This is a genomic window from Shinella sp. GW821-FHT10F02, assembly GCF_058809275.1.
Window position 1 is genome coordinate 125189 of record NZ_JBXASL010000011.1, and the last position, 22177, is coordinate 147365.

Consider the following 22177-nt stretch of genomic DNA (forward strand, 5'->3'; position numbering starts at 1 on the left):
ATCAGTATATTCGAATGTTATGCAAAGTATTGGTGGACTAGCGCCTGAACTTCCCCGGCGGCGCCGTTCACGACACTTTTCCGGACCATCCGTCCACATCGCCTATGCTGCAATGCAACCAAACCATCACGAAAATTTGCTGCGTTGCCATATTTTCCTCCGTACCGTCACCCACACTCGGTTCCCGTAGGCTCGAGTCTGCTCTTGTTTGAATGGCCGTCCGGGGGGAACGGCCCACTAGAGGGGTGACATACACCGTGGATATCGACGCGACCGTTTCCGCGCGCATCAACATGATGCGCATCGTGCTGATTACCGGGATCATCTTCGTGCATGTTCCCTATGATCCGGCGACCAGTCCCTATCTCGGCCAGTTCGGCGGGCTCGACTGGCTGCGCGTGTTCCTGGCCGACAGCCTGTTTCGCATCGGCGTTCCCTGCCTCAGCGCGATCTCGGGCTTCCTGCTGTTCCACCGCGGCTGGCAGGCCTTCGATTATCGCAAGACGCTGCGCACCAAGGCTTCGACCATCCTCGTGCCGTTCCTGCTGTGGAACACGGCCTTCCTCGTGCTGGTTTATGCCGCGCAGTCGCGGGGCATCGGCTTCGGCTACCTGCCGGATGTCGTCAACGCCACGCCGCGCGACTGGATGAACCTTGCCCTCGCCATCGAGACCTGGCCGATCAACATCCCGCTCTATTTCCTGCGCGACCTGCTGCTCTGCCTGTTGCTGTCACCGCTGATCGCGCTTGCCATCCTGCACTATCCGCGCACCGTGCTGGCGCTGATGCTCGCCTATGCGGTGCTTCCGCTGCCGAACGGCATCTTTCTCAAGAAATCCATCCTGTTCGGCTTCAGCTTCGGCGTGGCGATGGCCCTGCACCGCGTCGATATCAAGCGCCTCGATCGCTTCGCCGCTCCCGTCGTGGCCGCGGTTCTGGCCATAGCGGTGGCCCTGTCGCTGGCGCTCTATGCCTTCGGCCCGGAATTCCCGGCCTGGCTCGACATGCTGCGAAGCCTCGCCGCGATTGCCGGCATCTTTGGTGCCTGGGCGCTTTCGGCACTGCTGATCCGGACGAATGCGGGACAGGCGCTGTCGCGCATGGGCGGCCTCAGCTTCTGGATCTTCTGCGGGCACTATCCGCTGCTCATCCTGTTCTGGATGGTCTGGAACCGGCTCGGCATTGCCGATTACCCGTTGTTCTACGCCGCAAGCCCCATCCTGGCACTCGCCATCCTCGTTGCGACCCATTCCGCGGCGCGGCGCTTCCTGCCGTCGCTGCACGCCATCCTCACCGGCCGCCGCATCGGCGGTCCGAAACGGCTCGCCACAGAGCCCCACCCGCCGATGAAGCCTGCCGGCTCCATCGCGCAACGGAGGTGACCCATGAAAAACACCCTCAGCGCCACCGCGCTTATCGCGGTCCTTGCCGCCGCCGGCCCGCTCGCCGCGCAGGAAGGCGCCAACGGCACGTCCTTCGTGGAAGAGTTCGACACGCTCGACAAGGCGATCTGGTACGTCTCCGACGGCTGGAACAACGGCGCGCACCAGAACTGCACCTGGTCGAAGGACCAGGTCGCCGTCACCGGCGGCAAGCTGGAACTCTCGTTCGACGCGAAGAAACTCGGCGAGCGCGACTATGCCTGCGGCGAGGTGCAGACGAAAAAACGCTTCGGCTACGGCACCTATGAGGTGCGCATGAAAGCCGCCACCGGAACGGGCCTGAACTCCGCCTTCTTCAGCTATATCGGCCCTGCCGACAAGAAGGCGCATGACGAGATCGACTTCGAGGTGCTCGGCAAGAACACAGCACGCGTGCAGCTCAACCAGTATGTCGCCGGCAAGGGCGGCAACGAGAAGCTGGTGGATGTGGCCGGCGGCGCGGACGCCGATTTCAACGACTATGCCTTCGTCTGGCAGAAAGAGCGCCTGCGCTACTACGTCAACGGCGCGCTGGTGCATGAAGTGACCGACCCGAAGGCGCTGCCGGGCAACGCCCAGAAGATTTTTCTCTCGCTCTGGGGCACCGACACGCTTTCCGGCTGGATGGGCAAGTTCGCCTTTGCCGGCCCGACGAAGCTGGAAGTCGAGCGCCTGGCCTTCACCGCGGAAGGGGACGCCTGCCAGTTTTCCGATTCCGTCGCCTGCCTGCTGAACTGATCGGATCGTGCCGATGCTGCGTGTCCTGTATCTCGTCCACGACCTTTCCGACCCGGCGGTACGCCGCCGGGTACTGATGCTGCAGGCCGGCGGCGCCGAGGTGGTGCTCGCCGGTTTCCGCCGTGGCGAAAACCGGCTTGCCGATATCGAGGGCATCGCGCCGGTGGAGCTTGGCGCGACCAAGGACGCGCAATTCGCCCAGCGCCTGCTTGCGGTGGTGGATGCCTCAATGTCGCTCGGCCGGCGGCTCAAGGGCATGGCGCGGCCGGATGTCATTCTCGCGCGTAATCTCGAAATGCTGGCGCTGGCCGGCCGGGCGGCGGCGCAGTTCGGCGGCGCGGTGCCGGTGGCCTATGAATGCCTCGACGTGCACCGCCTGCTGCTGCGCAAGGACGCTGTGGGCCGGGCGCTGCGGGCGGCGGAAAGCCATTTCGGCAAGCGGGCCAAGCTGCTCGTCACCAGTTCGCCGGCCTTTGTCGAACACTATTTCAAGCCGCTCTCCGGCATCCGCGCGCCAACGCATCTGCTGGAAAACCAGGTGCTGGAGCTCGACGGCACCGACGCCGGCCCGCCCGCCCGGCAAAGGTCGGAAGGCCAGCCCTGGCGCATCGGCTGGTTCGGCGCGATCCGCTGCCGCAAGTCGCTTGCTCTGCTCTCCGAATTCACCCGCCGCATGGACGGCCGCTTCGAAGTGGTGCTGCGCGGCCGGCCGGCGCGCTCGGAATTCGAGGATTTCGACGGGCTCGTCGCCCGCGAACCCTTCATCCGCTTCGAAGGCCCCTATCGTAACCCGGAGGACCTCGCGGGCATCTATGCCGAGGTCGATTTCGCCTGGGCGATCGATTTCTTCGAGGAGGGGCAGAATTCGCACTGGCTCTTGCCCAACCGGCTCTACGAAGGCTGCCGCCACGGCGCGCTGCCGATCGTGCTGTCCGGCACCGAGACGGCGCGGTTGGCGGGCGAGCGCGGCGTCGCCGTCACGCTCGACGATGCCCGGCTCGAAACCCTGATGACCCGCTTCTCGGCCTTCGACGACAGCGCCTACCGGGCGCTGCACGCCCATCTCGTGGCCCTCGGCCCCCGGCCCTGGATCGTCGACCGTGCCGATTGCGCCGCCTTCGTCCAGCGCCTCGCCGCCCTCCGCCAGCCGGGCGTGCAGCCGGTGGCGCATCCCATTCCCTCCCACGTCACAAACAAGGTGGATTGCCATGACCGTTGACGCTGTAACGTCCGTGCGTTGCCTGATCGTGATCCCGTGCCTCAACGAGGCCCGCTACCTGGAGCCGCTGGTCCGCCAGCTCGAACCGACGCTGAACGCGCTTTCCGCGACGCTCGTCGTGGTGGACGGCGGCAGCACGGACGGCACGCGCGACATCGCGGCAAGCCTTGCCGCGAGCGTGCCGAACATGCGCGTGATCGACAACCCGAAGCGCATCCAGAGTGCGGCCGTCAATCTCGCCGTCGCGACCTTCGGCATGGATCACGACTATCTCATCCGCATCGACGCGCATGGCACCTATCCGGAGGACTATTGCCGCGTGCTGGTCGAGGAGGCGATGGCGACCGGGGCGGATTCCGTCGTCGTCGCCATGCAGACCGTCGGCTTCGGCCTGTTCCAGAAGGCGACCGCCGTGGCGCAGAATTCCGTGCTCGGCAATGGCGGCGCGAAACACCGCGTCGGTGCCGAAAGCCATTGGGTCGACCACGGGCACCACGCGCTGATGCGCATCTCCGCCTTCCGCACGGTCGGCGGTTACGACGAGACGTTCAACGCCAATGAAGACGCAGAGTGCGACTTTCGCCTGGCCAAGGCCGGCTACCGCATCTGGATGACCGCGCGCACCAGCATGATCTATTACCCGCGCGCCAGCGCCTCGCTGCTCTTCAAGCAATATTTCCGCTACGGCCGCGGCCGGGCGCGCAACTTCCTGAAACACCGCTCGCGTCCGAGCATCCGGCAGATGATCCCGCTGATGGTGGCACCCGTCGCCGTGGGTGCTGCGCTTGCCGCGATTAACTGGCTGGCGGCGGTGCCGGTCGTGCTGTGGGCGGCGGCTTGCCTCGGCTACGGCGCCTGGATGGCGCTCGGCCAGCGCAACCCCTACGGCCCGCTCGCCGCCGTCTCGGCGATGATCATGCATTTCGCCTGGTCGGCCGGTTTCTGGCGCGAGCTCCTGGATATCCGCCAGCGGAGGGTCGCGACATGACGCGTATCGACATCGCCGTCTGCACCTTCCGGCGCGAGGCCGTGAGCGAGACGCTGGCTTCGCTCGCGCGGCTGACCGTGCCGCAAGGCGTGCACCTGCGCGTCATCGTCGCCGACAACGATGTCGAGCCGAGCGCCCGCGAGCGCGTCGCCGCCGTGCGGCTGCCGATGCACATCGCCTATGTGCATTGCCCGGCCGGCAATATTTCCATCGCCCGCAATGCCTGCCTCGACCATGCGGACGCCGATTTCATTGCCTTCGTCGACGACGACGAGACGGTGGAGCCGCAATGGCTCGACCGGCTGCTGCGCGAAGCGGAAAAGAGCGGTGCCGACGTCGTGCTGGGGCCGGTGCGCGCAATCTACGCCGCAGACGCGCCGGTGTGGATGCGGCGCGGCGACTTTCATTCCACCCTCCCCGTCTGGGTCGGTGGCGAGATCCGCACCGGCTATACCTGCAATGTGCTGATGCGCCTCGCCGCGCCGTCGATCGCCGGACGGCGCTTCGATCTGGCGCTGGGGCGCAGCGGCGGGGAAGACACCGCCTTCTTCGACGCGGTGCATGCCGCCGGCGGTCGTATCGCCTTTGCCGAGGAGGCCTGGGTGCAGGAGCCGGTGCCCGCCAACCGCGCCCGCTTCGCCTGGCTCGCCCAGCGCCGGTTGCGCATGGGCCAGACGCATGGCCGGCTTCTCGCCGAGCGGCATGAGGGTTTTGCGCGGCTCACCGCGGCGGCGCTGGCGGCGACGAAATGCGCCACCTGCTTTGCCGGTGCGGCTGCCCTCCTTCTCCTGCCGGTGCGGCGCAATCGTTTTGTCCTGCGCGGCCTGCTGCATGCCGGCGCCGTCGGCGGCCTGTTCGGCGCCCGCGCCATCGAACCCTATGGAACCGTGGAGGCAACCGCCCGATGATGGAAATGCCCGAGGTCAGCGTCGTCATCGCCGCCTATAACGCGGCCGATACGATCGAACGCGCCATCCAGAGCGCGCTCGCGCAGCGCGACGTGGCGGTGGAGATCCTCGTCGTCGACGATTTTTCCACCGACGAGACGCGCGCGGTCGTCGCCTCGCTGGTTGAACCCGCCGTGCAGCTCATCGCGCTCAATCGCAATCTCGGCCCCGGCGGCGCGCGCAATGCGGGTTTTGCCGCGGCGCGGGGAAAATGGATCGCGGTGCTCGATTCCGACGACACGATCCGGCCCGACCGGCTTCGCCGCCTCGTCGACCTCGCCGAGCGCGAGGACGCGGCCGTCGCGGTCGACAATCTCGACGTGCTCACGCTCGATGGCCGCGTGGAGCGGATGTTTGCGGAGGACCTGCTTGCCCGCACGCCCTACCTGACGCTCGCCGACTTCATCGATTCCAACCTGATTTTCCAGAGCACGCACAATTTCGGCTACATGAAGCCGATGTTCCGCCGGGCGTTCCTGGAGGAAAACCAGCTCGCCTTCGATACGGCGCTCAGGATCGGCGAGGACTATCTGCTGCTCGCCTCGACGCTTGCGGCCGGCGGCAAATGTGTGGTCGCGCCGGAAGTGGGCTACACCTATCACATCCGCGAAGGCTCGATTTCGCGCGTGCTGCACCCCCACCATGTCGATGCCATGCTGGCCGGCGACGGGCGGTTTCTCGCGCGCTTTGAACTCGAAGGGGCGGATGCCGCCGCGCAGCGCCGCCGCACGCGCAACCTGGAAGAAACGCGCGCCTTCCTGGCGCTCATCCAGCATCTCAAGAATCGTTCGTTCGGGCCTGCCCTCAAGGTGGCGCTCGGCGATCCCGTCGCGCTTCGGCATCTGAAGATGCCGCTCGCCGCCGGATGGCGCCGTCTCACGGCCCCATCGTCCCATCGCACGATGGCCGCGCCCCGCGCGGCTCCCTCCCCATCGACAGCGCAAGACCTGGCGCTCAAGAACAAAGGATAAAATGCCATGGAGCGAACCAAGACCGTCCGTAAGGCCGTCATCCCCGTTGCCGGCAATGGAACGCGTTTCCTGCCGGCCACCAAGGCCATGCCGAAGGAAATGCTGACCATCGTCGACCGCCCGGTCGTGCAATATGCCCTCGACGAGGCCCGCGAGGCTGGTATCGAACATGTCGTCTTCGTCACGAGCCGCAACAAGCAGGTCATCGAGGACCATTTCGACGACACGCCGGAACTGATCTCGTCGCTGGAAAAATCCGGCAAGGACGACAAGGTGAGCGAACTCGGCCGGCTCTTGCCGGCGGCGGGCTCCGTAAGCTTCACCCGCCAGCAGGCGCCGCTCGGCCTTGGCCATGCGGTGTGGTGCGCGCGGGACGTGATCGGCGACGAGCCCTTCGCGCTGCTGTTGCCCGACATGATCTCCTTCGGCCCGCGCGGCTGCCTGTCCGGCCTGATGGATCTCTATAACGAGGTTGGCGGGAATGTGGTGGGCGTGGAGCAATGCGCGCCGGAAGACACCTCGCAATATGGCATCGTCGGCAAGGGGGAGGCCGTGCGCCATGGTTTTGCCGTGACGCATATGGTGGAGAAGCCGCGGGCGGGAGAGGCGCCGTCGAACTTCTTCCTCAACGGCCGCTACATCCTCCAGCCGCAGGTCTTCGACCATCTTGCCCGCCAGCAGCGCGGCGCGGGCAACGAGATCCAGATCACCGACAGCATGCTGAAGCTCTCGCAGGCCCAGCCCTTCCACGCCCATGTCTATGAGGGGCGGACCTATGACTGCGGCTCGAAGCACGGCTTCATCGAAGCCAATGTCGCCTTCGCGCTGTCGCGGCCGGATATCGGCGCCGCCGTCTACCAGTCGCTGCGCGACCTGGTGATGGCCCATGAGGGCGGCGTTCGCGCCGCCTAAAACCTTGGGGTCCCGGGCCGCTACGGTCCGGCCCGGGACCCTCGCCTGCGGGAGGACGCAAGCACCCACCGAGCCGAAAGGCAGAACGGAGCCCCATGCATCAACGCACCGTGCCGCACAGCAGTGTTTTCCGAAGGGAACCGGACCCGTCCGATTCCTTCATCGACCTCAATCGCCTGCTGGCCATTCTCGCCCGCCATGCCCGGCTGATCGCGCTTTCCGTCGCGCTCGCCGTGGCTTTGGGCGTGACCTATCTCGTCTTCGCGACGCCGATCTATACCTCGCAGACGCAGGTGCTGCTCGACGAGGACCTGTCGCGTTATGCCGAGGACACGGAACCTTCGCCGCAAAGCAGCCAGCAGGCGGACATGCGCATTTCCAGCGCCGTCGAGATCCTGAAATCGGGACGCATGGCGCTGCGCGTGGTCGATGACCTGAACCTTGCCGACAACGAGATCATCCTCAACCCGCCGCAATCGCCCGTGTCGATCGCCAAGGGCTGGGTGAAGTCGCTGACCTCGCTCGTCTCGACCACGCCCGAGCCCTCGGAAGAAGCGCTGCTCAACGGCCGGCGCCAGAAGGCTGCGGCACTCTTGCAGCAGGCGCTGACCGTCGAGCGCGTGGCGCGCTCCTCCGTCGTCGCCGTCTCCTTCCGCTCGTCCGATCCGCAGCTTGCCGCCGGTATCACCAAGAAATATGCCGACGCCTATCTGGAAGACCAGCTTAACGCCAATTTCGACGCGACGGAACAGGCGACGATCTGGCTGCAGGAGCGCCTGACGGACCTGCAGGGCCGCGCCCAGGCGGCCGCCCTTGAGGTGGAGCGCTACAGGAACGAGAACGGGCTGACGTCCGCACGCGGCGAGCTGATGTCGGAACAGCAGCTTTCCGATCTCAACAGCCAACTCATCGTCGCCCAGGCCGATACGGCAAGCGCCTCGGCACGCTACAACCAGTTCAAGGCGATCATCGAGCAGGGCGCCGAAAAGGCCGTCGACAATGCGACGATCCCGACGAAGACCACCGACAATTCGCTGATCCAGGACCTGCGCAGCCGCTACATCTCCGTCGTCAAGCGCGAGCAGGAGATCACCCAGAATTTTGGCGCGGACCATCCGCAGGCAGCCGCCCTTCGCACCGACAAGGCGGATCTCACCCGGCAGATTTTTCAGGAGCTTCAGCAGCTGACCGCCAGCTATCGCAACGAATACGAGGTCGCGCGCTCGCGCGAGGATTCGCTGCGTGAGAGCATCGAGAAGGTCGCGGGCAACAATGCGGTGGCCAACCGCTCGCTGGTGCGGCTGCGTGAGCTGGAGCAGAAGGCGACGGCGCTGAAGGTGCTGTCGGAATCCTATCTCAGCCGCTACGAGCAGGCCTCGCAGCAGCAATCCTTCCCGATCGCCAAGGCGCGTGTCATCTCGGATGCCGGCGTGCCGGTCTCGCCGTCGAGCCCGAGCCGGACGATGGTGATCGGCCTGTCGCTGGTGCTGGGCCTGATGGCGGGCGGCGCGCTGACCTTCGTGCAGGAAATGCGCGAGCGCTACTTCCGCGTCGAGGGCGACATCCGCACCGTGCTCGGGCTGAAGCCGCTCGGCTATCTGCCGCTGGTCGGTGGGCAGAAGAAGCGCAAGCCGGCGATGATTGGCGCCAAGGTGGTCAAGACCGAACACGGGCCGCCGGAGGAAGAGGAGGTCATTCCGTTGGAGCGCATGACGCGCGTCGTGCTGGATGCGCCCCGCTCGGCCTTTGCCGAGACCCTGCGCAATGCCAAGCTCGCCAGCGACGTGATGCTGCAAGGCCTGGAAAGCCGGGTGATCGGTGTCGTCTCGGCGCTGCCGGGCGAGGGCAAATCCACGGTCGCGACCAATTTTGCGGCTCTGCTCGCGGCAAGCGGCAAGCGCACGCTGCTGATCGACGCGGACCTGCGCAAGCCGAGCCTCAGCGCCATGCTGAAGCCCGCCCCGCAGGCCGGCCTCGTCGAGACCATTCTCGGCGAAATCCCCTGGAACCAGGCGATCAAGATCGACCGCCAGACCAAGCTCGCCGTGCTGCCGATCGCGCTGCGCTCCAGCGGCGGCGCGCTGCACCACACCAACGAACTGGTCTCCTCGCCGGGCATGAAGCGGCTGATCGCCGAGGTCCGAAAGGCCTTCGACTATGTCATCGTCGATCTCGCACCGCTCGGCCCCGTCGTCGATGCCAAGGCCTTCGAGCCGCTGGCCGATGGTTTCGTCTTCGTGGTGGAATGGGGCCGGACCCCCTCGGCGCTGGTGCGCGACCTGCTCGCCGCGGAAAACCGCATCGAGGCAAAGGTGCTCGGCGTCGTGCTCAACAAGACCGACATGGCCGTGCTGCCGCGCTACAGCGATTTCGGCGGCGCGGAAAAGTATCGTCAGCTTTATGACGAGTATTATACGGAGTCGGTGAACGGGGCGTCTTGAGCGGGGTGCGCGGGGAACCCCCCTCTGCCCTGCCGGACATCTCCCCCTCAAGGGGGGAGATCGGCAAGCGGCAGAAACCCCACTTAAATTGCACCGTTCGTGATGGGCGAAACGGTGCTCCATCCAATCTCCCCCCTTGAGGGGGAGATGTCCGGCAGGACAGAGGGGGGTAGCCCCACCCGCCACCTACTGCCGAGTACCCTTCACCGCCGCAGCACCCAGCTCCGTTCGCGCCAGCAGCCTTACGAGCCAATCCACGAAGACGCGGACCTTGTTGGAGAGGTGGCGGTTCGGGGGGTAGACGATGTAGAGCGGGATCGGCTCCGAGCGCCAGCCGGGCAGCACTGGCACGAGTTGGCCGCTGGCGAGCGCCTCCGTCGCCATGAAGTGCGGCAGGGGGGCGATGCCGAGGCCGGAGAGCGCGGCGGCGAGGTAGCTGCGCGCGTCGTTGACGGCCAGCAGGTAGCGGCTGTTGACCTCGACCTTCTCGCCGTCCCTTTCGAATTCGAAGGGCATGGTGCGGTTGGTCTGCGCCAGGAAATAGTTCACGCAGTGGTGGGCCGATTCGAGCTCGGACGGATGCTGCGGCATGCCGAAGGTCTCTATATAACTGGGCGCCGCGCAGGTCGTGACGTCGATCTCGGCGATGCGGCGCGCAATCAGCGACTGGTCCCCCGGCGCGCCGCCGCGCAGCGCGCAATCGACGTTTTCCGCGAGATAATCCACCGTGCGGTCACCGACGCCGAGGTCGATATGGATATCCGGATAGCTGTCGTGGAAATCGCCGAGCGCCGGAATGACCAGAAGGTCGGCGAAGGCGCCGGCCATCTCGACGCGTAGCCGGCCGCTCGGATTGGTGCGCGAATGGGAGAGGCTGCCGTCGAGCTCGTCGATCTCGGTGACGATCTGGATCGCCCGCTCATAATAGAGGGCGCCGTCGGTCGTCACCATCACGCGGCGGGTGGTGCGGTTCAGGAGCTTGGTCTGGAGGTGGGTCTCCAGATTCTGGATGAGATTGCTGACGGTCGCCTTGGGCATGCCGAGCGCGGAGGAGGCGCGGGTGAAATTGCCCATCTCCACCACGCGGAGGAAGGCACGCATTGCTGAAAGCTGATCCATGGAACATTCCCACGTTGTAAGGCACTATTGTTCGAAAATTTGGATAGTGAAGTCAGTTTTCCCACACTTATCTGGGCGAAATCAATTACGATATAAATGGTGAGGCCCCATTGTATTTCCAAGCCGGGGCAAGGACGAAAACGATGCCCGTAGAAATCAAGGATATGACGTTCGACAAGGTGGCCAGCGGCCCCGTGTCGGTGCGCGTCTACCAGGGCGCGGACTACACCAAGGGCGCGCCGATCCTGCTCTATTTCCATGGCGGCGCCTTTCTGACGTCCGGCATCGTCCATTGCCCGCTTGCCGAAACCTTGGCCGCGACCGGCGCCATCGTTGCCGTGCCGGATTACAACGCGCCGGGCGGCGGTGTCTTTCCGCAGCCGCTGGAAGTGGGTTTCGAGGTGTTCTCCTATCTCGCCAAGAAGCGCGCCGGCCTCGGCGACCGCAAGTCGGCGCTGCTCATCGGCGGCGAGGAAGCCGGTGGCAATATCGCAGCCGGCGTGGCGCTCAAGGCGCGCGACCACTTTGCCAACGAGCTTGACGGCCAGGTGCTCATCTCGCCGCTGCTCGATCCCTTCATGGGCACCACGTCCTTCCGCAATGCCGACGCAATCGGCATGCGCGAGCGCTGGTCCGATGGCTGGAGCCATTATCTGAGCGGTGGTGTGTGCCACCCCTATGCGGCGCCCAGCCTCTGTTCGCGCCTTTCGGGCCTGGCCCCGGCGCTCGTGCTGTCGGCGGCGGACGATCCGCTGCTCGACGAAGCGCAGGGTTATGCCGACCGCCTGAAGGCATCGGGCGTCAAGGTTCAGCAGCATGTTCTGCCCGCGGGAACAGGCTGGTCTTCGATCTACAGCGGAAAATCCGATGTAACCGGGGAATGGAAGGACTGTCTGGCCGGCCATTTTTCCGATTTCGTTCATAACATAAGCGTTCACTAATTTAAATTGAGAACAAGCCGATAGAGCGTGGCCTGGAAGGCCACAAGGAGAAGAGAACATGATGTCGAAGCGCAAACGCTGGGCCCTGACGGGCGCCGGCCTGGGACTGGCTGTGTCCGTTTCCGCCGCAGCCCTGATCTTCCAACTGCCGGGCAACGTCGCCCAGGCCGAAGCAACCGTGACCGCGGAAGTGCCGGCCGTGCCGGTCACCGTCACCGTCGTCGAGAACCGCGACGTGGTGACCTGGCAGGAATTTTCCGGCCGCCTGGAGGCAATCGACCGGGTGCAGATCCGCTCGCGCGTCGCCGGTGCCATCCAGTCGGTGAATTTCCGCGAGGGCGCGCTGGTGAAGGCCGGCGACCTGCTGTTCACCATCGACCAGGAGCCCTTCAAGACCGCGGTGACCCAGGCCGAAGGCCAGTACGCCTCGGCTGAAGCCCGGGTGAAGCTTGCCACCACCGAGCTTGAGCGCGGGGAACGCCTCGCCAAGAGCAACAGCATCTCGCAGAGCGACGTCGACACGCGCCAGAACGCGCTTGCCGAAGCCCGCGCTGCGCTGAAGACGGCGGAAGCCACGCTGCACGCCGCCAAGCTGGAACTCGGCTATACCGAAGTGCGCGCCCCGGTTTCCGGCCGCGCCGGCCGTGTCGAGATCACAACGGGCAACCTCGTCGCCGGTGGCTCGACCTCGCCTGCCCTGACGACGCTGGTCTCGGTCGATCCGATCTATGCCGGCTTCAATGTCAGCGAGGAGATCGTCGCCAAGGCGCTCGCCACCCTGCCGGTCTCCGACGGCGCCCTGCCGCCGATCGAGCAGATCCCGGTCGAAGTCGGCACGCTGGCCGACGAGGGCACGCCGATCCGCGGCAAGCTCCAGCTCATCGGCAACGAGGTCGATGCGGCGAGCGGCACGATCACCGTGCGCGCCGTCTTCGACAATCCGGGCGGCAGGCTGATCCCCGGCCAGTTCGTGCGCATCCGCATGGGCGAGCCGAAGGCCGAAAGCAAGATCCTCGTCAGCGAGAAGGCGATCGGCACCGACCAGGACAAGAAGTTCGTCTTCGTCGTCGACAAGGACAACAAGGTCACCTACCGCCCGATCGTTCTGGGCAGCCTTGCCGGCAGCGACCGCGTCGTCGAAAGCGGCCTGGCCGGCGGTGACCGCATCGTCGTCAACGGCCTGCAGCGCGTGCGCCCGGGCGTCGTCGTCGACCCGCAGATCCAGGAAAACGTCGCCTCCGCGAAGTAAGCGGAAGCAGGCGGGGCGCTGAAGGCGCCCTGCCACCCAGAAACAATCAACACTTCAATGCCTGCCGGCGGCGCGTTCGCCGCCGGATAGGCCCGTTCATCCCTGGAGAGGGGTATAGTCATGAACATCTCCCGTTTCTTCATCGATCGCCCGGTCTTTGCCGGGGTGCTGTCGATCCTCATCGTGGTCGCAGGCCTGATCGGCATGCGGGCGCTCCCGATTTCCGAGTATCCCGAGGTGGTGCCGCCGTCGATCGTCGTGCGCGCCACCTATCCGGGTGCCAACCCCGTCGTCATTTCCGAGACCGTCGCGACGCCCCTTGAAGAGCAGATCAACGGCGTCGAGGACATGCTCTACATGAACAGCCAGGCGACCTCCGACGGCGTGCTGACGCTGACGGTGACCTTCAAGCTCGGCACCGACCCGGACAAGGCCCAGCAGCTCGTGCAGAACCGCGTGTCGCAGGCCGAACCCCGCCTGCCGGCGGAAGTGCGTGCGCTCGGCGTCACCACGGTCAAGAGCTCGCCGGACTTCATCATGGTGGTCAACCTCGTCTCGACGACGGACCGCTATGACATCACCTATCTGCGCAACTACGCCACGCTGAACATCAAGGACCGCCTCGCTCGCATCGAGGGCGTCGGCCAGGTCCAGGTCTTCGGCGCCGGTGACTATGCGATGCGCGTGTGGATCGACCCGCAGAAGGCGGCCGAACATGCGCTGGCCGCCAGCGACATTTCCAACGCCATCCGCGAGCAGAACGTGCAGGCCGCCGCCGGCATCATCGGCGCCTCGCCGACGCCGACCGGCGTCGACCTCCAGCTCAACGTGAACGCCCAGGGGCGTCTGCGCACGGCGGAGGAATTCGGCAACATCATCGTCAAGACCGGTGCGGAAGGCCAGATCACCCGCCTTCGCGACGTCGCGCGCATCGAACTGGGCGCTGCCGACTACACGCTGCGCTCGCTCCTCGACGGCGAGCCGGCCGTGGCCATCGCCGTGCTCCAGGCGCCGGGCTCCAACGCCATCGAGATCGCCGACAATGTCCGCGCCACGATGGACCAGCTCCAGATCGCCATGCCGGAAGGCGTGAAATACGAGATCGTCTACGACACGACGGAATTCGTGCGCGCCTCGATCGAAAAGGTCGTCGATACGCTGCTCGAAGCCATCGCGCTGGTGGTCCTCGTCGTCATCGTCTTCCTCCAGACCTGGCGCGCCTCGATCATCCCGCTGCTCGCCGTCCCGGTCTCCATCATCGGCACGTTCGCCGTGATGTATGCCTTCGGCTTCTCGGTGAACGCCTTGACCCTCTTCGGCCTCGTGCTGGCGATCGGCATCGTGGTGGACGACGCGATCGTCGTCGTCGAAAACGTCGAGCGTAACATCGAGAACGGGCTCACCCCGCGCGAAGCCACCTATCGGGCGATGCGTGAAGTGTCCGGCCCGATCATCGCGATCGCGCTGGTGCTCGTCGCGGTCTTCGTGCCGCTCGCCTTCATCAGCGGCCTGTCCGGCCAGTTCTACCGGCAGTTCGCGCTGACCATCGCGATTTCGACCGTCATCTCGGCCATCAACTCGCTGACGCTCTCGCCGGCGCTGGCTGCCCTTCTGCTGAAGGAGCACAATGCGCCGAAGGATTGGCTGACGCGCTTCATGGACGGCCTGTTCGGCTGGTTCTTCCGCGGCTTCAACCGGTTCTTCGGGGCTGCCTCCAACGGTTACGGCCGCAGCGTCGGCGGGCTCGTCTCGCGCAAGTCGCTGGTCATGATCGTCTATCTTGCCCTCGTCGGCGCCACCTACACGGTGTTCAACGCCGTGCCGGGCGGCTTCGTGCCGGCGCAGGACAAGCAGTATCTCATCGGCTTTGCCCAGCTTCCGGACGGCGCGACCCTCGACCGCACGGAAGAGGTGATCAAGAAGATGAGCGAAATCGCGCTGGAACAGCCGGGCGTCGAGCACGCCATCGCCTTCCCGGGCCTGTCGATCAACGGCTTCACCATCGGCTCCAACTCGGGCATCGTCTTCGCAGCGCTCGCCCCCTTCGAGGAGCGCACGACGCCGGAACTCTCCGGCGGCGCGATCGCCATGCAGCTGAACCAGAAGTTCGCCGGCATCCAGGACGCCTTCATCGCCATGTTCCCGCCGCCGCCGGTCAACGGCCTCGGCACGACGGGCGGCTTCAAGCTCCAGATCGAAGACCGCGCCGGTCTTGGTTATGGCGCGCTCAATGAAGCAACGCAGGCGTTCCTGGCGAAAGCCTACCAGACGCCGGAGCTGGCGGGCCTGTTCTCCAGCTTCCAGATCAACGTGCCGCAGCTCTATGCCGACCTCGACCGTTCCAAGGCGCAGCAGCTCGGCGTGCGGGTGACGGATGTCTTCGAGACCCTGCAGATCTATCTGGGCTCGCTCTACGTCAACGACTTCAATGCGTTTGGTCGTACCTACTCCGTGCGCGTCCAGGCCGACTCCGCCTTCCGTGCCAAGCCAGAAGACATCGGCCAGCTGAAGGTGCGGTCGCAATCGGGCGAGATGATCCCGCTTGCGGCCCTCCTCAAGGTGGACGCCACGACGGGGCCGGAGCGCACCACGCGCTATAACGGCTTCCTCGCCGCTGACATCAATGGCGGGCCGGCGCCGGGCTTCTCCTCCGGCCAGGCGCAGGCCGCGGTGGAAAAGATCGCCGCCGAAACGCTGCCCGCGGGCATCGACTTCGAGTGGACGGACCTGACCTACCAGCAGATCCTTGCCGGCAATTCGAGCATCTTCGTCTTCCCGCTCGCGCTGCTGCTGGTCTATCTCGTGCTCGCCGCGCAATATGAAAGCCTGACGCTGCCGATCGCCATCATCATGATCGTGCCGATGGGCGTGCTCGCGGCGCTTGCCGGGGTCTGGTACACGGGCGGGGACAACAACGTCTTCACCCAGATTGGCCTCGTGGTGCTGGTGGGACTGTCGGCGAAGAACGCCATCCTCATCGTCGAATTCGCGCGCGAGCTGGAATTCGAGGGGAGGACGCCGGTCCAGGCCGCAATCGAGGCCAGCCGCCTGCGTCTGCGCCCGATCCTCATGACCTCCATGGCCTTCATCATGGGCGTCGTGCCGCTGGTCCTGTCGACGGGTGCCGGTGCCGAAATGCGCGCCGCCATGGGTCTTGCCGTGTTCTCCGGCATGATCGGCGTCACCTTCTTCGGCATCTTCATGACGCCGGTCTTCTACGTCCTGATGCGGCGCCTGACGGGCAACCGCCCGCTGGTGCAGCACGGCAAGTCGACGATGGAAGGCGATGAGCCCAAGGTCGCCGCGGTCGCCCATCACTGATGGGCGGCAGGCAGGAACGAACAAAGAAGGGCGGCCAATCGGCCGCCCTTTTTCGTGTTCAGTGTTTGGCGTTTTACGGACGGCAGGCGCCGTCATAGACGGCGAGCACCCGGTCCACGGCGTCGACGAGGATGTCCCCGGCATTGTCGCCCTCGATCTGCGGCACGTACTGGTGCAGCACCGTTTCGGGGATGCGCACGCCCGCAAGCGCCGTCATCAGCGCCGCGACCGCGGCCTCCGCCTCGGGACGCGTCCAGTAATAGCGGATGCGGTCGCTGTAGCTGAAATGGCGCTGGATGCGCAGCGCCGTCTCGTCGCCGTGATAGTAGCCGCTCCAGTATCCGGGTGCCGCCGTCATCAGGGCTTCCATGGCCTTGGCGAGCGGGCGGTCGCCGTAGCCGGGCACGATGTCCGAGGCGACGAGGTCGAGGGCGTAGAGTGCTTCCCGGTAGGCGAAGGTGAGGCCGGGGCCGACCTTCAGGATGGGATAGCCGTCGCGCACGAGCGCGGCGAGTGCGGCCTCCGTCTGGTAATCAGTGGAATGGGCCTCGAAGACCAGCGCCGGCTCCTCGTCAAGCAGGGCGCTCAAGGCGGCGGCGCGCGGCGGATCGTAGGCGATGACGTTGTCGCTGCCGAATTCGACTCCGGGCTGTACGACGAAGGCGATGACCCGGGCGAAGGCCGCGTCGAGCCCCGCCTTGGTGAAAGCCGTGCGGTGCACGGCGATGGTTTCGCGGGCCGCGGCGGGCGATGTCGGTTCGACGGTCGAAAGCGCGTGATCGGCGCCGCCCGGCACGGGCACTTCCGTGCCGAGGATATAGACGGGCGGGGCGAGGCCGGCGCGCGCGGCCGCTTTTTCGGCGACGGCGCAGAGGGCCGCGGCGCGCTCGGCCACGGTGGCGTCGTCGAGGGCTACGGGTTCACCTGCGCAGCCCATCGAAGCGTCGAGATGGATTTTGGTAAACCCGGCCGTGACATAGGCATCCACCATGTCGGCTGCCTTTTTCAGCGCGATCTCCGCTGGCTCCTTGCGCCACGGATTGGGGCCGAGATGATCGCCTCCGAACAGGATCTGCTCGCGTGCGACGCCCTCCTCGCGGGCGATGCCCTCGACGAAACCGATGAAATCGGCGGGCGTCGTGCCGGTATAGCCGCCGAACTGGTTGACCTGGTTGCAGGTCGCCTCGATCAGCACCGGCCCCCCACTTTTCGCGGCACGGCGCAGCGCGGCGCGCAGCACGGTCGGATGGGCGGAGCAGACGGAGGCGATGCCGTAGGGACGGCTGGAGCGGCGGGCGCCGGCAAGGCCGGTGAGGATAGTGCTCATGCGTCGATCTCCCGGCCGGCGGCGGCTATGAACCGGTCGAGTTCGGCTTTGCCGGAAACACCCTCCATCGGCCCCTGTCTGGTGACCGTGCGAGCCCCCGCGGCATTGGCGTAAAGCAGTGCTGCGGCCGGCGGCAGCCCGGCGCGGCGGCAGGTGAGATAGGCGGCGCCGAAACAGTCGCCCGCCCCGGTCGGATCGATCTCTTCCACGCTGAAGGCGGCGCAATCGACGCGGCCGAACACCTTGCTGAAATGGCTGGAGCCGTCGCTGCCGCGCTTCAGCACGATCTCGCCGATGCCGAGCGCCAGCAGGCGTTCGACGGCTGCTGCTTCGGTCACCTCACCGGCCGCGACCAGCAATTCATCGCCCGACGGCAGCAGCAGGTCGGTGGCGGCGAGCACGTCGTCGATCAGCCTGCGCCCCGCCTCGCCCTGCACCAGCTCCTTGCGGATGTTCGGATCGAAGGAGACCGAGCCGCCGCGCGCCTTCACCACGGCGATCGCTTCGAGGAGGATTTCGGCAATGCCCGGAATGGCGAAGGCCGAGCCCATGACATGCACATGGCCGGCGCGGGCGATGAGGGCGCGCGCTGCCTCGGTCATGAGCGTGTCGCCGGCGGCGGAATGGGTGATGTTGAAGACGAAGTCGCGCGCGCCATCCGGCCGATAGCGCACGAAGGCGCTGCCCGTGGGCTTGCCCGCGATGGTGGCGATGGCGGAGACGTCCACGCCGTCCGCCCGCAGGCGCGCGACATTGAGCGTGCCGAAATCGTCGTCGCCGACGGCCGAGACGATGCCGGCCGCCCCGCCGATCTTCGCCACCTGGTCTATGAAGATGGCCGGCGCGCCACTCGGGAACGGCCCGATGAGGGATTGCGGCGCCAGGAACCCCGCGCCGATGGTGGTGGCCATGATTTCGACGAGGATTTCGCCGACCGTGACCGTCGGCCCCAGGGCCTCCGGCGCCAAAACGCTTTTTCCTGCCAATGCTCTCTCCCTGCGGGCGCATCCATTCTGTCCCGGAGAGTGCGGATTGGTGACGGAAAAGTCAAGGTAATTTGACGCGCGTAAACAATTCTTCAGGATCATATTATGCGGCAACGCAGCAAATCAGATTCCGCGCTGCAAAATGGAACGGAAATTACCGCTTTATTATCAGATATTTAGAAAATCGCCGCGACAAACGATGAAAAACCGGCCGATTTTGTCGCTTGACAACTTACCCCGTCTTGCCTGATAAAAATTTACGCATGTAGCTTTATGCGTGTGCATCCGTAAAGGAGGAACGGACTCATGAGGACCCTTACCCGCATTCTCTCGTCGACTGCCATGTTTGCCCTTGCAGCCGGGCTGGCGCAGGCCGAGGAGATCAGCATCGCCACCGTCAACAATGGCGACATGATCATCATGCAGAAGCTGTCGGCCGCCTGGGAGAAGGAAACCGGCAACAAGATCAACTGGATCGTTCTGGAAGAAAACGTGCTGCGCGAGCGCGTGACGACCGACATCGCCACCAAGGGCGGCCAGTTCGACATCATGACCATCGGCGGCTACGAAGCGCCGATCTGGGGCAAGCAGGGCTGGCTGACGCCGGTCGACGATCTCGGCGACGACTACGACTACGCCGACCTTCTGGAGCCGATCAAGGCGGGCCTGACCGTCGACGGCAAGCTCTATGCCGTGCCGTTCTACACGGAAAGCTCGTTCACGCTCTACCGCAAGGACCTGTTCGATGCCGCCGGCCTGACCATGCCGGAACAGCCGACCTACGAGCAAATCAAGGAATTCGCCGCAAAGCTCACCGACAAGGACAAGCAGCAATATGGCATCTGCCTGCGCGGCAAGCCGGGCTGGGGCGAGAACATGGCCTTCGTCGGCACCATGGTGAACGCCTATGGCGGCCGCTGGTTCGACATGGACTGGAAGCCGCAGCTCAACTCCGAGCCGTGGAAGAAGGCGATCACCGACTATGTTGCGCTGCTCGGCGGATACGGCCCGGCGGGCGCCACCGCCAACGGCTTCAACGAGAACCAGACGCTGTTTGCCACCGGCCATTGCGCCATGTGGATCGACGCCACCTCGGCGGCGGGCCGCGTCTATGATCCGAAGCAAAGCCAGGTCGCCGACAAGATCGCCTTCACCCGCTCGCCGACGGCCGAGACGGCCAACGGATCAAGCTGGTCCTGGTCGTGGAACCTCGCCATTCCGGCAACCTCGCAGAAGGCCGAAGTCGCGAAATCCTTCCTGAAATGGGCGACGTCGAAGGACTATGTGAAGCTGGTCGGCGAAAGCGAAGGCTGGGTCGCCGTGCCGCCGGGCACGCGCAAATCCACCTACGCGCTTGCCGAATACCAGAAGGCCGCGCCCTTCGCCGAAACCGTGCTGCAGGCGATCCTGTCGGCCGATCCGTCGAAGCCCACCAAGGATCCGGTGCCCTATACCGGCGTGCAGTTCGTCGCCATTCCGGAATTCCAGGCGATCGGCACCTTCGTCGGCCAGCAGATCAGCGCGGCGCTCGCCGGGCAGCAGACGGTGGATGCGGCGCTGGACGCCTCGCAGACCCAGGTCGAGCGCGATATGACGCGCGCCGGCTACATCAAGTAGGGTTCCAGCCTGCGGCGTCGCCGCAGGTCCTCCCGGAAGCCCGGCGCCTTGGCGCCGGGTTTCTCGAATGCCAGACTATGCTTGTGAACCGGCCTCGCCAGGCGACCGGATGGAGAGACACATGAGATTGCAGGACAAGATAGCCCTCATCACCGGCGGCGCACGCGGCATCGGCCTCGGCTTTGCGGAAGCCTTCGTGGCCGAGGGCGCGCGCGTGATCATCGCCGATATCAACCTGGAACGCGCCAGCGAAGCGGCCGCCTCGATTGGTCCTGCGGCCAGCGCCATCAAGCTCGACGTCACCAACCTCGCCGACATCGACGCCGTCGTCAAAAAGATCGACGCGGATTTCGGCGGCATCGACATCCTCGTCAACAATGCCGCGATCTTCGACATGGCGCCGATCCAGGCGATCACCGAGGAGAGTTACGATCGCGTCTTCGACGTCAATCTCAAGGGGCCGCTGTTCACCATGAAGGCGGTCGCCAACGTCATGATCGCGCGCGGGCGCGGCGGCAAGATCATCAACATGGCAAGCCAGGCCGGCCGGCGCGGCGAAGCGCTGGTGACGCTTTACTGCGCTTCCAAGGCCGCGATCATTTCCGCGACGCAATCGGCGGCGCTCGCGCTCGTCAAACACGGCATCAACGTCAACGCGATTGCACCGGGCGTCGTCGATGGCGAGCACTGGGATGTGGTGGATGCGAAATTTGCCGAATGGGAAGGCTTGAAGCCGGGCGAGAAGAAGGCTTCGGTCGCGAAATCCGTGCCGATCGGCCGCTTCGCCACGCCGGATGACATCAAGGGCCTCGCCGTCTTCCTCGCCTCCAAGGACAGCGACTATATCCTCGCCCAGACATACAATGTCGACGGCGGGAACTGGATGAGCTGATGCAGGCGATCCGCTTCACCGGCAAGGGCGAGGCGTCGCTTGCCGAGCTCGACCTCGGCGACCTGCCCGCCGGCCATGCGCTCATCCGCGTCAAGGCCTCCGGCCTTTGCCACACCGATATTGACGTGCTGCACGCGCGCTATGGCGACGGCGCCTTTCCGGTGGTGCCGGGCCATGAATATGCCGGCGAGATCGCGGCCCTTGCCGCCGACGTCACCGGCTTTCGCACCGGCGACCGCGTCGCCGTCGATCCCAACCTGCCCTGCGGCAACTGCCCGTCCTGCCGCAAGGGGCTGACCAATCTCTGCCGCGACCTCAAGGCCTATGGCGTCTCGCACGATGGCGGCTTTGCCGAATACAGCGTGGTGCGCGCCGAACACCTGCACGGCATCGGCGACATGCCCTATTCCGTCGCAGCACTTGCCGAGCCGCTCGCCTGCGTGCTGAACGGGCTGGGTGCCGCGGGCCTGCGCCACGGCGCGCCGATGCCCAAGGACGCGCTGGTCATCGGCGCCGGGCCGATCGGCCTGTTTCTGGCGCTGTCGCTGAAGGCGGAGGGGGCTGAGAACGTCACGGTCGCCGACATCAACGAAAGCCGCCTTGCCTTCGCCGCCGAACTCGGCCTTGGCGGCATCGTCTCTGGCTCCAAGGAACTGGCGGCCAAGCGGCGCTCCTATGATTTCGTGGCCGATGCCACTGGCATTGCCAGCGTCGTGGAAGGCATGATCGATCTTCTCGCCGATGGCGGCACGGCGCTCATCTTCGGCGTCTGCGCGCCGGATGCCCGCATCTCCGTGGCGCCCTTCGAGATCTTCCGCCGGCAATTGAAGCTCGTCGGCTCCCATTCGCTGAACCGCAACATCCCCGATGCGCTGGACATCCTCAAACGGGACGACGGCCGCATGGCGAAACTCGTCTCGCACCGGCTGCCGCTCGCCGACATTCTCCCCTTCTTCACGAAGAAGCCGACGGACCCCGCCACGATGAAGGTGCAATTCGTCGCCGACTGATCGCCAACCTCCTGTGGCCGGCTAGGATTTCGGCTTTGCGCGCGAAATCAGGCCGGTTAAGAAGGCGAGAGCAGAACC

At 65.6% G+C, this 22177-nt stretch carries 17 protein-coding genes; 14 read left to right on the forward strand and 3 right to left on the reverse strand.

The window, feature by feature from the left end:
- Positions 1 to 263 precede the first annotated feature (263 nt).
- The 8 genes from AC1RWL_RS29500 to AC1RWL_RS29535 all read left to right on the forward strand — a co-directional run bounded on the left by AC1RWL_RS29500 (position 264) and on the right by AC1RWL_RS29535 (position 9637).
- Entirely contained in the window at positions 264 to 1382 is a 1119-nt protein-coding gene (locus AC1RWL_RS29500; protein WP_493096989.1) for an acyltransferase family protein, read from the forward strand.
- 3 nt (positions 1383 to 1385) lie between these two features.
- The gene (gene exoK, locus AC1RWL_RS29505; RefSeq protein WP_493096902.1) at positions 1386 to 2159 is read left to right on the forward strand and encodes an endo-1,3-1,4-beta-glycanase ExoK; all 774 of its coding nucleotides are present in this window, start codon (positions 1386 to 1388) and stop codon (positions 2157 to 2159) included.
- Between the two features lie 13 nt (positions 2160 to 2172).
- A complete protein-coding gene (locus tag AC1RWL_RS29510) occupies positions 2173 to 3378 on the forward strand; it encodes a glycosyltransferase (RefSeq protein WP_493096901.1) in 1206 nt (401 codons plus the stop codon).
- Complete coding sequence (locus AC1RWL_RS29515) at positions 3368 to 4366, forward strand: glycosyltransferase family 2 protein (RefSeq protein ID WP_493096900.1); 999 nt, start codon at positions 3368 to 3370, stop codon at positions 4364 to 4366. Before AC1RWL_RS29510 ends, AC1RWL_RS29515 begins: the two co-directional genes overlap by 11 nt.
- Positions 4363 to 5274 (forward strand): glycosyltransferase family 2 protein, encoded by a 912-nt coding sequence (locus tag AC1RWL_RS29520; RefSeq protein WP_493096899.1) that lies wholly within the window; start codon positions 4363 to 4365, stop codon positions 5272 to 5274. The genes AC1RWL_RS29515 and AC1RWL_RS29520 overlap by 4 nt, the downstream gene beginning before the upstream one ends.
- Positions 5271 to 6284, forward strand: coding sequence for a glycosyltransferase family 2 protein (locus AC1RWL_RS29525; RefSeq protein WP_493096898.1), 1014 nt, complete (start codon positions 5271 to 5273; stop codon positions 6282 to 6284). Before AC1RWL_RS29520 ends, AC1RWL_RS29525 begins: the two co-directional genes overlap by 4 nt.
- Before the next feature lie 6 nt (positions 6285 to 6290).
- Positions 6291 to 7196 carry a UTP--glucose-1-phosphate uridylyltransferase gene (locus AC1RWL_RS29530; protein WP_493096897.1) on the forward strand — a complete coding sequence of 302 codons (906 nt, stop codon included), beginning with the start codon at positions 6291 to 6293 and terminating at the stop codon, positions 7194 to 7196.
- Positions 7197 to 7291: 95 nt separating this feature from the next.
- Positions 7292 to 9637 carry a polysaccharide biosynthesis tyrosine autokinase gene (locus AC1RWL_RS29535; protein ID WP_493096896.1) on the forward strand — a complete coding sequence of 782 codons (2346 nt, stop codon included), beginning with the start codon at positions 7292 to 7294 and terminating at the stop codon, positions 9635 to 9637.
- Between the two features lie 186 nt (positions 9638 to 9823).
- Here AC1RWL_RS29535 and AC1RWL_RS29540 read toward each other — a convergent pair whose 3' ends face one another.
- Positions 9824 to 10756, reverse strand: coding sequence for a LysR family transcriptional regulator (locus AC1RWL_RS29540; RefSeq protein ID WP_493096895.1), 933 nt, complete (start codon positions 10754 to 10756; stop codon positions 9824 to 9826).
- Positions 10757 to 10899: 143 nt separating this feature from the next.
- Here AC1RWL_RS29540 and AC1RWL_RS29545 point away from each other — a divergent pair, with 143 nt between their 5' ends.
- The 3 genes from AC1RWL_RS29545 (at position 10900) to AC1RWL_RS29555 (ending at position 16267) form a co-directional block, all read left to right on the forward strand.
- Positions 10900 to 11697: an alpha/beta hydrolase fold domain-containing protein gene (locus tag AC1RWL_RS29545; protein WP_493096894.1), complete on the forward strand. Its 798-nt coding sequence runs from the start codon at positions 10900 to 10902 to the stop codon at positions 11695 to 11697.
- A 58-nt stretch (positions 11698 to 11755) separates the two neighbouring features.
- Positions 11756 to 12946 carry an efflux RND transporter periplasmic adaptor subunit gene (locus AC1RWL_RS29550; protein WP_435268121.1) on the forward strand — a complete coding sequence of 397 codons (1191 nt, stop codon included), beginning with the start codon at positions 11756 to 11758 and terminating at the stop codon, positions 12944 to 12946.
- A gap of 120 nt (positions 12947 to 13066) precedes the next feature.
- Positions 13067 to 16267: an efflux RND transporter permease subunit gene (locus tag AC1RWL_RS29555; RefSeq protein WP_435268120.1), complete on the forward strand. Its 3201-nt coding sequence runs from the start codon at positions 13067 to 13069 to the stop codon at positions 16265 to 16267.
- Positions 16268 to 16340: 73 nt separating this feature from the next.
- Here the strand turns inward: AC1RWL_RS29555 and AC1RWL_RS29560 are convergent, their stop codons facing one another.
- Positions 16341 to 17594 (reverse strand): D-tagatose-bisphosphate aldolase, class II, non-catalytic subunit, encoded by a 1254-nt coding sequence (locus AC1RWL_RS29560; protein WP_493096893.1) that lies wholly within the window; start codon positions 17592 to 17594, stop codon positions 16341 to 16343.
- A complete protein-coding gene (locus AC1RWL_RS29565; RefSeq protein WP_493096892.1) occupies positions 17591 to 18580 on the reverse strand; it encodes a tagatose kinase in 990 nt (329 codons plus the stop codon). The genes AC1RWL_RS29560 and AC1RWL_RS29565 overlap by 4 nt, the downstream gene beginning before the upstream one ends.
- Positions 18581 to 18886: 306 nt before the next feature.
- On the opposite strand from AC1RWL_RS29565, the gene AC1RWL_RS29570 reads away from it, so the two are divergent.
- The 3 genes from AC1RWL_RS29570 (at position 18887) to AC1RWL_RS29580 (ending at position 22099) form a co-directional block, all read left to right on the forward strand.
- Positions 18887 to 20197: an ABC transporter substrate-binding protein gene (locus tag AC1RWL_RS29570; protein ID WP_493096891.1), complete on the forward strand. Its 1311-nt coding sequence runs from the start codon at positions 18887 to 18889 to the stop codon at positions 20195 to 20197.
- Between the two features lie 121 nt (positions 20198 to 20318).
- The gene (locus AC1RWL_RS29575) at positions 20319 to 21089 is read left to right on the forward strand and encodes an L-iditol 2-dehydrogenase (RefSeq protein ID WP_493096890.1); all 771 of its coding nucleotides are present in this window, start codon (positions 20319 to 20321) and stop codon (positions 21087 to 21089) included.
- Complete coding sequence (locus AC1RWL_RS29580; protein WP_493096889.1) at positions 21089 to 22099, forward strand: zinc-dependent alcohol dehydrogenase family protein; 1011 nt, start codon at positions 21089 to 21091, stop codon at positions 22097 to 22099. The genes AC1RWL_RS29575 and AC1RWL_RS29580 overlap by 1 nt, the downstream gene beginning before the upstream one ends.
- Positions 22100 to 22177 lie beyond the last annotated feature (78 nt).

Coding starts and splice junctions, on each gene's coding strand:
- exoK (WP_493096902.1), top strand. CDS start 1,386: ATGAAAAACACCCTCAGCGCCACCGCGCTTATCGCGGTCCTTGCCGCC.
- AC1RWL_RS29510 (WP_493096901.1), top strand. CDS start 2,173: ATGCTGCGTGTCCTGTATCTCGTCCACGACCTTTCCGACCCGGCGGTA.
- AC1RWL_RS29515 (WP_493096900.1), top strand. CDS start 3,368: ATGACCGTTGACGCTGTAACGTCCGTGCGTTGCCTGATCGTGATCCCG.
- AC1RWL_RS29520 (WP_493096899.1), top strand. CDS start 4,363: ATGACGCGTATCGACATCGCCGTCTGCACCTTCCGGCGCGAGGCCGTG.
- AC1RWL_RS29525 (WP_493096898.1), top strand. CDS start 5,271: ATGATGGAAATGCCCGAGGTCAGCGTCGTCATCGCCGCCTATAACGCG.
- AC1RWL_RS29530 (WP_493096897.1), top strand. CDS start 6,291: ATGGAGCGAACCAAGACCGTCCGTAAGGCCGTCATCCCCGTTGCCGGC.
- AC1RWL_RS29535 (WP_493096896.1), top strand. CDS start 7,292: ATGCATCAACGCACCGTGCCGCACAGCAGTGTTTTCCGAAGGGAACCG.
- AC1RWL_RS29540 (WP_493096895.1), bottom strand. CDS start 10,756: ATGGATCAGCTTTCAGCAATGCGTGCCTTCCTCCGCGTGGTGGAGATG.
- AC1RWL_RS29545 (WP_493096894.1), top strand. CDS start 10,900: ATGCCCGTAGAAATCAAGGATATGACGTTCGACAAGGTGGCCAGCGGC.
- AC1RWL_RS29550 (WP_435268121.1), top strand. CDS start 11,756: ATGATGTCGAAGCGCAAACGCTGGGCCCTGACGGGCGCCGGCCTGGGA.
- AC1RWL_RS29555 (WP_435268120.1), top strand. CDS start 13,067: ATGAACATCTCCCGTTTCTTCATCGATCGCCCGGTCTTTGCCGGGGTG.
- AC1RWL_RS29560 (WP_493096893.1), bottom strand. CDS start 17,594: ATGAGCACTATCCTCACCGGCCTTGCCGGCGCCCGCCGCTCCAGCCGT.
- AC1RWL_RS29570 (WP_493096891.1), top strand. CDS start 18,887: ATGAGGACCCTTACCCGCATTCTCTCGTCGACTGCCATGTTTGCCCTT.
- AC1RWL_RS29575 (WP_493096890.1), top strand. CDS start 20,319: ATGAGATTGCAGGACAAGATAGCCCTCATCACCGGCGGCGCACGCGGC.
- AC1RWL_RS29580 (WP_493096889.1), top strand. CDS start 21,089: ATGCAGGCGATCCGCTTCACCGGCAAGGGCGAGGCGTCGCTTGCCGAG.